The sequence below is a fragment of the Hydrogenophaga sp. genome (genome assembly GCF_028698005.1).
GTDB lineage: Bacteria > Pseudomonadota > Gammaproteobacteria > Burkholderiales > Burkholderiaceae_C > Hydrogenophaga.
On sequence record NZ_JAQVEJ010000105.1, the window covers coordinates 1 to 10,299 of the forward strand.

The 10,299-nt window shown below is 63.6% G+C and carries 11 protein-coding genes and 1 tRNA gene; 2 read left to right on the plus strand and 10 right to left on the minus strand.

Annotated features, from left to right (window positions below; translation table 11 throughout):
* Together PHQ87_RS10895 and PHQ87_RS10900 are read right to left on the minus strand one after the other, a co-directional pair.
* Positions 1–459: hypothetical protein (locus PHQ87_RS10895; RefSeq protein ID WP_300233977.1), on the minus strand; the 459-nt coding region annotated here is incomplete at its 3' end.
* A gap of 658 nt (positions 460–1,117) precedes the next feature.
* Positions 1,118–1,858 (minus strand): hypothetical protein, encoded by a 741-nt coding sequence (locus tag PHQ87_RS10900; protein ID WP_300233980.1) that lies wholly within the window; start codon positions 1,856–1,858, stop codon positions 1,118–1,120.
* A 124-nt stretch (positions 1,859–1,982) separates the two neighbouring features.
* Here PHQ87_RS10900 and PHQ87_RS10905 point away from each other — a divergent pair, with 124 nt between their 5' ends.
* Both PHQ87_RS10905 and PHQ87_RS10910 read left to right on the plus strand, forming a co-directional pair.
* The gene (locus PHQ87_RS10905; RefSeq protein WP_366524467.1) at positions 1,983–2,270 is read left to right on the plus strand and encodes a helix-turn-helix transcriptional regulator; all 288 of its coding nucleotides are present in this window, start codon (positions 1,983–1,985) and stop codon (positions 2,268–2,270) included.
* 246 nt (positions 2,271–2,516) lie between these two features.
* On the plus strand, positions 2,517–2,885 hold the full coding sequence (locus PHQ87_RS10910; protein WP_300233982.1) for a hypothetical protein: 369 nt from the start codon (positions 2,517–2,519) through the stop codon (positions 2,883–2,885).
* Here PHQ87_RS10910 and PHQ87_RS10915 read toward each other — a convergent pair.
* The 8 genes from PHQ87_RS10915 to PHQ87_RS10950 all read right to left on the minus strand — a co-directional run bounded on the left by PHQ87_RS10915 (position 2,877) and on the right by PHQ87_RS10950 (position 10,241).
* The gene (locus PHQ87_RS10915) at positions 2,877–3,173 is read right to left on the minus strand and encodes a DUF6538 domain-containing protein (protein WP_300233984.1); all 297 of its coding nucleotides are present in this window, start codon (positions 3,171–3,173) and stop codon (positions 2,877–2,879) included. The two genes, PHQ87_RS10910 and PHQ87_RS10915, sit on opposite strands and share 9 nt — an antisense overlap.
* 150 nt (positions 3,174–3,323) lie before the next feature.
* Positions 3,324–3,399 (minus strand) — tRNA-Phe (locus tag PHQ87_RS10920).
* Positions 3,400–3,433: 34 nt separating this feature from the next.
* Positions 3,434–4,141, minus strand: coding sequence for a response regulator (locus PHQ87_RS10925; protein ID WP_300233986.1), 708 nt, complete (start codon positions 4,139–4,141; stop codon positions 3,434–3,436).
* A 42-nt stretch (positions 4,142–4,183) separates the two neighbouring features.
* On the minus strand, positions 4,184–6,436 hold the full coding sequence (locus PHQ87_RS10930; protein WP_300233988.1) for an ATP-binding protein: 2,253 nt from the start codon (positions 6,434–6,436) through the stop codon (positions 4,184–4,186).
* A 14-nt stretch (positions 6,437–6,450) separates the two neighbouring features.
* On the minus strand, positions 6,451–7,080 hold the full coding sequence (locus PHQ87_RS10935) for a DUF4390 domain-containing protein (RefSeq protein WP_300233991.1): 630 nt from the start codon (positions 7,078–7,080) through the stop codon (positions 6,451–6,453).
* Between the two features lie 46 nt (positions 7,081–7,126).
* Positions 7,127–8,527 (minus strand): 16S rRNA (cytosine(967)-C(5))-methyltransferase RsmB, encoded by a 1,401-nt coding sequence (rsmB, locus tag PHQ87_RS10940; protein ID WP_300233994.1) that lies wholly within the window; start codon positions 8,525–8,527, stop codon positions 7,127–7,129.
* Between the two features lie 6 nt (positions 8,528–8,533).
* Entirely contained in the window at positions 8,534–9,607 is a 1,074-nt protein-coding gene (locus PHQ87_RS10945; protein WP_300233996.1) for a M48 family metalloprotease, read from the minus strand.
* A gap of 40 nt (positions 9,608–9,647) precedes the next feature.
* Positions 9,648–10,241 (minus strand): LemA family protein, encoded by a 594-nt coding sequence (locus PHQ87_RS10950; RefSeq protein ID WP_300233999.1) that lies wholly within the window; start codon positions 10,239–10,241, stop codon positions 9,648–9,650.
* Between the last annotated feature and the right edge of the window lie 58 nt (positions 10,242–10,299).

The window sequence follows — 10,299 nt, forward strand, 5'->3', positions numbered from 1 at the left end:
CGATAGTAGTTCTTCCGTCGTTTGAATCAGATCGCCGATTAGATAAAAATCCGCCTCCTGTAACTTCAAAGCCAGCAAATGCTCAAAATCGTACAGACCGATAGGGTTAAGTAGTATTGGATCGAACAAACGCTCCAATCCCAATAGACCGAAAGGATCAGACGGCATCGGATCACAAGGAGGCGAGGGAGAACCCAGAAGAGGCGCACACCCAGAATTCAGGTAGTCCTGTGGCTCAACCCAAACACACTGACCAGCAGCGACCATATCAACAAACCCGTTGATATCCTGAACTCGATAGACGTTCTTGGCACAGTGCCCGCAAAATTTCACATCGTCTCGTTCCGTCCCCTCCAGTTCCTCCAAGGGCACTTGACAGCGATAGACTTCAACGGTTTGGCTATAGCCACGCTCTTGCTGTGAGAAGTGTACCGAAGTTGGTTTCTCATCTCTCATCATAGGCCTTCTCTTTCGATTTCTCTTATCATCCGCAGAACATCCACAGAGGACTATTTTTTGTCCATGACAGCGTATGCCATATCCAGCAAGCGCAGGTCAACCCTAGTAGCTTTCTCAATCGGTGCCAGCTTCGCCACGTCATACATTAGCAGAGTTTGCAGCGCGCTAAATAGCACATCCCCCAGTTCTTTTTTACCCACTTGATCCGCCTGCTGAATTCCCATAGCAAGGGCCGCAGCAGCAACACATACTGGCTTTGGTTTATCTGACTGGTTCGCAAGCTCTGGGACTCACTCCCACAGGCCCATGACCAACCCCTCCCCAAGCTTTAGAGCATCTCCATTGAATCGGCCAATTTCGGCCTGTACGCGCAAATGCTTTTCAATAAAGCGCGCGGCATAACTTACCGTACTTGCTGCCCTCAGATTGCTGAAAAAACCCATCTTCTTAGCCTTTCATAAGAACACGATCCATCAACGCTCAACACTTTATCCCAAAGGAACTTGGCAGCGATAAACCTCAACAATTAAACTATGGCCACCTTCTCCATTCACAAATCTCATCGATGTAGGTTTTTCATCTCTCATTCATGCACCCTTACTAGCAGTCTCTTAGAGTTACACCATTACACCAGGGTTGAATCCGCCCCACAAAGAATTCAGATCAAAGAAAGCTCTTCCCGATAATCAGGCCGCAATCCATCCCGAAGATACTTCTCGACCTCATAATGCAAGTGCTTCTCAAAGAGGTCCGTTCCATACATCTCTTCAATCTGCAGAAATTTCCAAACAATAAAATTCAAACATTCTGCTTTTATATGCTCTCCCCTCCTGTCAGCCGCTGCTCGAAAGGCCTCAGCAACGGCTTTGTATATCTCCAGCAATCTGCTATCACTCGTCTTATTTGTTGGTGCCACGCCTTGCCCCATTCTTCTTGCGATATCCCTATACCCAACAACGATCACTCTTGCAGCAGCGCTTTGGGCTTGGCTCAGCATTCCACCTGATTTTTCACCCGCGTTGTTATCTGCTGCTTGATATTTAAAACTTGGTTCAATACGTCCTCCAACACGATCACTCTTCGCCACATTAACACGGCCGCCCCTCGTATCCGACCCTGTAGATCGACGAAGCATCTCCAACAACCCTGCCAGAACATATGGCACCCCTAAGGCAAATTCCGGCGCAGCAAAGATAATCGCGACTATCCAGTGCCATCGAAAAACCTCCACAGCTCCAATAAACGCCCCTACGGCTATAGGCAATGTGAACCTGAGCATATATCCAAGGACAATTGATCCAATCAACCACCCCCATGCCCAGCCGCCACCTACCCAATCTTCGACACCGACAAACCCGGCATAAAGCAGCGCAAGCTGATACCCAAATATCGCAAACATGAAAACAGCACCAAGAAACATTTATGCAGCCCCATCAATATCAAAGATCAATAGAAACGAGAACACATCACAACCAAACTCATAGTGTGTTCACACTCGCCGTGTATCTCGCAAAACTCGGCTTGTGTCAAGAATCCCTGTCAGGCCACCATCCAAGGAGCGTGCGCAAATCACCTTTGGTGCAGCCCTCCGCGCCCTTCGAGAAGAACGGTTCCTGACCCAGGAAAAACTGGCAGAACGAGCGGACTTGCACACAAACTACGTCAGCTCGGTAGAGCGGGGCGAGCGCAATCTTTCACTGCACAACATCGTTCGGCTGGCCTATGCTCTTGAAGTCACACCATCTGAGTTGATGCACTGCGTTGACCCGCGCCGGGAGTCTCCTGTGCAACCCAGCATTGACAGCGCCTGACCGACACAACCAGAATGACCCAAGAAGGCCTATAGACGGGGCATAGAACCTCTCTTGCGGAAAGTCAAGGGGAGGAGCAGCGAGCCCGGAAGAATCGCCTGCATGCCCGCCTATACCTCAATGCCCAGACCCACCACGGGCCAGGGCGCGCGGCCCGACCACCTACAGCCGGCACGTCCACTGCACGATGCGAGCCCCAAGATAATATTTGGACAAAATCCCTAAGTACAAAAGTATATGGGCTAGATGATGACTACAGCACATAACGCCAAGCCAACGGGCCGACGCCGCTACCGGCCCGACCTCTGGGCCGATGCCCGGTATCACAAGAAGCAGCTTGAGGCCGTCGTGGCGAAAGCGATCAAAGGCTATCAAGAACAACACGAAAAAGAGCTAGGCAAACTACGCATCCTTAAAGCCCCTGTAGACGTGCGCGTCAAAAGCCCGGGCTCACCCCAGATGCTCAAGGCGCTCATTCTGCGCATCCTCACAAACGAAGGAGCACGTGCTACACAGACTTGGATCAGAAAATCGGTCGAGCAGCAATTCCCCCAACAAGCCGTGTACAAGGCCTCTACGGCCGTGCTGCTTTCCTCCAGAAGCCATTCAGCGTAATGGCCCGTGCGGGTCCATCTCGGCGCTGACCGACTGCGCCCATTGCTGGGCCAGAAGCTGCGCATCACGATAGCCCAGGCTCTGGGCACGTTGCACGCCGGCCCGCGCTTGCTGGAACACCCGTTCGGCCTCTGCCCACGCCATGGCAAACCGTAGCTTGGCCTCGCCCGGCTCCCGTGTCTTGAGCGTCTTTTTGTACTCGCGTCCGAGCACCGCCTGAAGCTCGGGCGGTACTTTGCGGCGGATGTAGAACACCCCGGACTGCGGATGCTTGAAAGGCTGGGCCATGAAGCTGCGGCGCCGACCCAAGGTGGCCGGCAGCCTCACTGCGGACGATAGCATGGTGTACCTGCTCGGTGTACCAAACCAAGCGGGTTGCGCCGTCCCCAGAAGCGACGAAGCCCTTGAGTCCATCAGGAATCAAGGGCTTGCGTTATCTGGTGGCCTGGGGCGGAATCGAACCACCGACACGCGGATTTTCAATCCGCTGCTCTACCAACTGAGCTACCGGGCCAGAGAAAGAAATTATAGCAGGTTTCTGACCCGTTTCAGTTGCCACCGGATCGTTTGCTGCGAACCAGGTCCACGCCGAGCTGTTTGAGCTTGCGGTACAGGTGGGTACGCTCCAGCCCCGTCTTCTCGGCCACGCGGGTCATCGAGCCCGACTCCCTGGCCAGGTGGTATTCGAAGTAGGCCTTCTCGAACTCGTCACGGGCCTGGCGCAAGGGGCCATCGAGGTTGAACGACTGCATCGACTGCGGTCCGAGGTCGAGCACCGGCTCCGGCAGCTTGCCACCGGTCATTGCCGCTTCCACGGTCAGCTCCGCCGGCGCCAGCATGGGCATGGCCGCACCGGGCCGCGACGCCAGGGCGCTGGCCAGTGGCCGGTGCATGGGCTTGCTCAGGCCCTGGTCCACGGCCTTGAGCAGTTTCTGCATCGTGATCGGTTTTTCCAGAAAGGCCGACGCGCCGATGCGGGTGGCCTCGACGGCGGTGTCAATGGTGGCATGACCGCTCATCATGATCACCGGCATCGTCAACAGGCCGGCCGCCGCCCACTCCTTGAGCAGGGTCACGCCATCGGTATCGGGCATCCAGATGTCCAGCAGCACCAGGTCGGGCCGTGCCACCTGCCGCGCCAGTCGCGCCTGCGCCGCGTTTTCAGCCAACTCGACCGCATGGCCCTCGTCGTTGAGGATTTCGGAGAGCAGGTCCCGAATGCCGAGCTCGTCATCTACCACCAGGATGTTGGCCATACGCTGTCAATTTCCCTCTGTCTGTAATTTGTGTGCCTGTTGTCAATTCGCAACTGCGAATGATAGCGACACTTGGGCCCCGACCACCTTACCGTCCACCACCCGGTTGCTGATATCGACCTGCCCCCCGTGCTCGTCCATCATCTTCTTGACCACCGCCAGTCCCAGCCCGGTCCCCCTGGCCTTGCTGGTGACATAGGGCTCGAAGGCCCGCTTGAGGATGTGTTCGGCAAACCCCGTGCCCTGGTCGATCACCGTCAGACGGACCCAGCGGCCCGACTCCGAACGGCGGGTCCGCACCAGCACGCTCGCGCCCGGCTGTCCGGCCATGGCATCCTGCGCGTTCTGCACCAGGTTGTGCAGCATCTGGCGCACCTGCTGCGGATCGGCCAGCACGGGCGGGCAGTCGTCGGCCAGTTCGCGCCGCACCGGGATCTCGGTGTGCTCGTACAGGCCGAGGATGTCCCGCACCACGGCGTTGAGGTCGAGCGGTATGGGGCGCGCGGCGGGCAGGCGGGCATAGTCGCGGAACTCGTTGACCAGGTGCTTCATGGCATCGACCTGTTCGACGATGGTGCGCACCGACTTGTCGAGCACCGCTTTTTCCGGCGCTGACAGCTTGCCTTCCAGCTTCATGGCCAGCCGCTCCGCCGACAACTGGATCGGTGTCAGCGGGTTCTTGATCTCGTGCGCCAGGCGCCGGGCCACCTCCCCCCAGGCCTTGGCCCGCTGCGCCGACACCACTTCGGTCACATCGTCGAACACCAGCAGGCGCTCGCCGTTGGGCAGCAGCGCGCCGCGGGCAATCAGGGTGATGCCGTGATCGAACGGGGTGTCACCACCCGCCCGCAGCTCGAACGATTGCTGCCAGTGACCGCCCTCGTGCGCCTGTTCCTCGCCCAGGAAATGCTCGAACTGTTGCACCACACCCGAGGTGAACACATCCAGCCCGGGGATGTCCACCAGCCGACGCCCCAGGCACTCGTCGATCGGCAGATTCAGGATGCGCGCAGCACCCGGATTGGCATGGCGGATCACACCGTCGGCACCGAACACGACGACACCGGCGGTCAGGTTGTCGAGGATGGTCTGCAGGTTGTCACGCGCCGCGTCCAGCTGTCCCATGCTGCGCTGCACCGCGGCGCGGGCATCGGCCAGATCCTGGGTCATGCGCGCGAAGGTACGGGTCAGGCCGGCCAGTTCATCCTTCGATGTCATGGCCGACTTGGGTGACAGGTCGCCCGCGGCCACCTCGCGCATGCCCTCGGCCAGCACCAGCAGCGGCCTGATGAGCTGGTTGCCCAGCAACACCGCGAGCAGGATGGCCCCGAACACGGCCAGGAACAGCGCCAGCGTCAGGGTGCCGATGTACATGCGTCGCAGGCCCTCACGCGCCAGCGCACGGGCCTGGTATTCGCGGTTGGCCGCCTGCACGGCCAGGGCGTCGGCCACCAGCGCCGCCGGCAACGGCACCGTCACCTGCAGGAAACGCGGCTCCTCGCCAAAACCGAACCCCGTGGTGCTGACCAGCGCAAGCACGCGCACGCGCGCGTTGCCGGCCAGCGCGGCGGCGGCTTCGCCATCGCCGCCACTGTCTTCCAGGCCGTCGATGTGGGCCACCACCCGCTGGCTGCGGGCCGCCAGCAGCAGGGTCGCCGGTGGGCGTTCGGGCCGCAGGACGAAACGGGAGTCGCCGGCGCTGCCCAGGGTCTGGCCCGACGCGCTCCACAGCACCAGGTCGGAGGCGCCCAGGCGCTGCAGCATCCGGTCCAGCACCAGGCCGCCCGGATTGCCACCGAGCCGTGCCAGTTCATCGGCCACCAGCCGGGTTTTGGTGCTGATGTCCGCCGTCATCGTGTCCAGGGCCGTGCGACCCAGGTTCAGCCCGGCGGCCAGCGCGCCCTCGACCTCGACATCGAACCAGCTCTCAATCGAGCGTGAGACGAACTGGTACGACACGGTGTAGATGAGCAGGCCCGGCAAAAAACCCACCAGCGCGAAAATCAGCGCCAACTTGGCCAGCAGGCGGCTACCGAACTTTCCCTGTCGCCAGCGCTTGGACAAGCGCACCAGCAACCACACGATGACCGACAGCAGCAGCACCGCCACCGCCAGGTTCACGACCGCCAGCCAGGCGAAGTTCTCCTCGTACAGCGCCCGGTTGCCGGTGGCCAGCGTGAGCATGAACAGCAGCACCAGCGCCAGACCGGACATCACCACCAGCCCCGTCACCAGGGCCCAGCGGCGGGAAACCGCCTGCTTGTGCGGGGAACGGACGTGTTCGGTCAATGGCACCACCGTGCTCCAGGTCAGGACACGGGCTCGCCAGCCATCTCAGGCGCCGGCGCATCGATCACGGGCGCGACGGTCCGGGGCACGAGCATGTTGCGCCGGAACTCGACACGCCAGTCGGGCTGGTTGCCCAGGCCGATCTGGAACGGCCGGGGCAACAGGGACAGATCGAGCCGGAATTCCAGTTCCACCCGGTGGTGCGCATCGGACTCCAGTTCGTCGCCCCGCGCGATCCGCCAGCGCACCAGCCGCGTGATCGCCCGCCGCGCCTCGGCCAGGGTATCAAAGGACTGATGCACCGCATACTGCAGGGATGAGCCGTTCGCGGCCGGCTCGGCCGCCAGACTCAAGCGCCACTGACGCGTCAGCGGCTGATAGGCCAGGCGCATCGTCCGCACCACCGTGCCGACACGCTTGTCCGCCCAGTACCAGCGTTCGCGGTACAGCTCGGCACGCCAGGCGAAGTACAGCGGAACACCCCGCAGCAAGGCGTCCTCAACCGCCGGCGGTATCGCCATGTCCAGCCGCGCGGTCAGCACCAGGCCTTCCGCATCGCGTTGCAGCTCCAACTGCTCGACCGTCGGCTCCCGCGCCTGGGCCGGCGCGGTGACCAGCACCAGCAGCCAGAGCGTCAGGCACAGCCACACCAGCCCCCGCCAACCGACGGCCCGGGCACCCGGCTGCCGGCATGCGTCAGCTTGCTGTCTTGTCCAGCCGGGCGTAGAAAAAACCGTCGTATCCACCCGGCACATTGTCCGCGAAGTCGGCCACCAGACCGGCGTTTCCGGGCAGAAGATGTCCCAATCGGCGATCGCTGCGGGCATCGGTGTGGCGCGCCAGAAACGCCTCCGCCTGCGCCTGGCCCTCGGCCCGGAACACCGAGCAGGTCGCGTACAGCAGCCGTCCGCCGGGCGCCAGCAAAGGCCACAGCGCTTCCAGCAGCCGCGCCTGGGTCGCTGCCAGTTGCGCCACATCCTGCGCCCGGCGCAGCCAGCGGATGTCCGGGTGGCGCCGCACGATCCCCGATGCCGTGCAAGGCGCGTCCAGCAAGATGGCATCGAACGGACGCCCGTCCCACCAGTCAGCCACCTGCCCGGCATCGGCCACCTTCACCTGCGCCTGCAGGCGCAGGCGACGCAGGTTGTCGCGCACCCGCTCGCAGCGCTGCGCGTCCACGTCGAGCGCCAGCAGGTCCAGGTCGGCCAGCTCCAGCAGATGCGCCGTCTTGCCGCCCGGTGCCGCACAGGCGTCGAGCACCCGCAACGGCCCGGCATCGGCCCGGACGGCGGGCAATCCTTCCAGCAGCAGGGGCGCCGCCAGTTGTGCCGCCGCGTCCTGTACCGAGCACACCCCGTCCTCGAAACCGGGCAGCTCGCCCACCGGCACCGCGCGCGCCAGCACCAGGCCATCCTCGCCCACCGGCGTGGCAGGCACGCCCGCGGCCATCAACACCTCGCGGTAGGCGTCGCGCGAGGTCTGGCGCCGGTTGACACGCAGGGTCATGGGCCCGGGCCGGTTGTTCGCCTCCAGCATGGCCTGCCAGTGCCCCGGGTGGTCTTGCCTGAGCCGCTCGACCCACCAGGCAGGATGGTTCCAGCGCGCCTCGGGATCCTCGTCCAGCCCGGCCTGCAGCGCATCGGCCTCGCGCAGCAGGCGACGCAGGCAGGCATTGATGAAGGCTGCATGGCGCCCCGTCTCGGGCCGCCGCTTGGCCGCCTCGACCGCCTGGTTCACCAGCGTGTGCGCCTCATAGCGCAGCCCCTCGGGTGCCTCCTGCCCTGCGAGGGCATCCGCCATCAGGGCCACCGCCGACACCAGCAGCGCCTCGGCGGCAGGCGCCGGCCGCCGGGGCGCCAGCCGTCGCACCAGGGCCCTGGCCCTGCCCTGGCGCCGCAGCACATGGAACACCAGCGCCTGCACCCCCGGCCGCAGCCTGCCCGGCACCTCGACCAACAGGTCATTGAGCGACTGCCCCTGCATCACGCCCCTAACGCACTGGGCCACCAGGCTCAACTGCTGCGCCAGTTTCGGGGCCGCCGCCCCCGGGGCCTGATCAGCCGCCCGGCGGCCGGGTTTCGCATCCTTGTTCAACATGCATCCTCAACTCAAGGTCCAGCCCGGCGCCTCGATGGCGTCGTAGCACGGCACCGTGTCCGCAAAGCCCCCGGGGGCATCCTTCTCCCGACCGCTTGCCGGATCAATCGGCGGCCGATCGCCACCGTAGATGCGGCGCACGCGCTCGCGCAGCGACGGGTGCGAATCGAACCAACCAGCCACCGCCCCCGGCTCATTGCCCACCAGCAGCATGTGCTGCACCGACGAACCCAGGCGCTGCGCCTCGATGCCCGCACGCCGCTGCCCCATGATCTTGCGCAGCACGCCGCCGATGGCGTCACGGCTGCGCGTCCACTGCAGCGCGCGGGCATCCGCGAGAAATTCGCGCTGGCGCGAGACCGCCGCCTGCAGCGCATGCCCGGCCACCCAGCCCAGCCAGCCGGCGGTCATCAAACCCAGCCCGATCAGGGCGAACACCAGGCGTCGGTCGTGCTCGTCGGGCAGGAACAGCTCACGCCCGAAGGCATACAGGGTTTCCAGCCCGAACACCATGCCCACCAGCCGCATGTTCAGCCGCGTGTCGCCCTCGCGGATATGGCTCAGTTCATGCGCCACCAGCCCCTGCAGCTCCTCCCGCGTCAGCCATTCCAGGGCACCGCGCGTGGCGATGACCGCGGCATCACCCTCGTCCCATCCCGTGGCCATGGCATTGATGGCGTGGTCCCGCGCCAGCACCATCGCCGCCGGCGGTCGCATGCCGGCCGCTATCGCCATCTCATGCACGATGTTGCCAAAGCGCTGTTCGTCCAGATCACCCGAGCGCCGGGCCGCCCGCGCGCCAACCGATTCGGCCAGTGCCACGCCACCGCCATGCGTCAGGCGCGAGCTTTCGACCCACCAGCCGCCGAGCACGAACATCAGCGTCACGCCCGTGTTCACCTCGAAAAAATAGCGCGGCAGCGAGAAGCCGCCGGGCTGCCAGAAACCCCAGGTCAGTCCCCAGGCCAGCGTCAGCGCGGCGTTCACCGCCAGCACCAGCAGCAACACCGTGAGCACGAAGAGCCACAGCAGTTGACGCGTGCGGCCCTTGGCTTCGCGCTGGGATTCGAAGATCAGCATCGGCGCACGCGCGGCGGCCACCGCCCTTCATCCGGCCCGATCAGAATGCCACCTTCACCGGCTGGCGCTCGGCCTCGGAGGTCGTGGCCTCCAGCATGGGCAAGGGTGTGAAGCCAAACAGCCGCGCGACGATCAGGGTCGGGAACTGCGCGGCGGCGTCGTTGTGCTCGAGCACATGGTCGTTGTAGAGCTGGCGGGCGAAGCCGATCCGGTTTTCGGTACTGGCCAGTTCCTCGCTGAGCTCGCGCATGGTCTGGTCGGCCTTGAGGTCCGGATAGGACTCGACCACCGCGAACAGGCGTCCCAGGGCGCCACCGAGCGCCTGCTCGGCCCCCGCCAGGGCGCCGAGGGCGCGGGCATCGAGGGGTGCGCCGGCCACCGTCTGCTCGGCGCTGCGCGCCTGGTTGCGCGCGGCGATCACCGCCTCCAGCGTCTGCGCCTCGTGCGCCAGGTATTGCCTGGCCACCTCGACCAGGTTCGGAATCAGGTCGTAGCGCCGCTTGAGCTGCACGTCGATCTGCCCGAAGGCGTTGGCGATCGCGTTCTTCAGCCGCACCAGGCGGTTGTAGGCGCCCACGGCCCAGAACAGCACCAGCACCATCGCCACCAGCAGCACCCATGTGGTTGTCGTCATCCCTGTCCCTCCTGCACGCGATGATCTGTACCTGCGGCGCAGGCACGGCCGTGGCCCA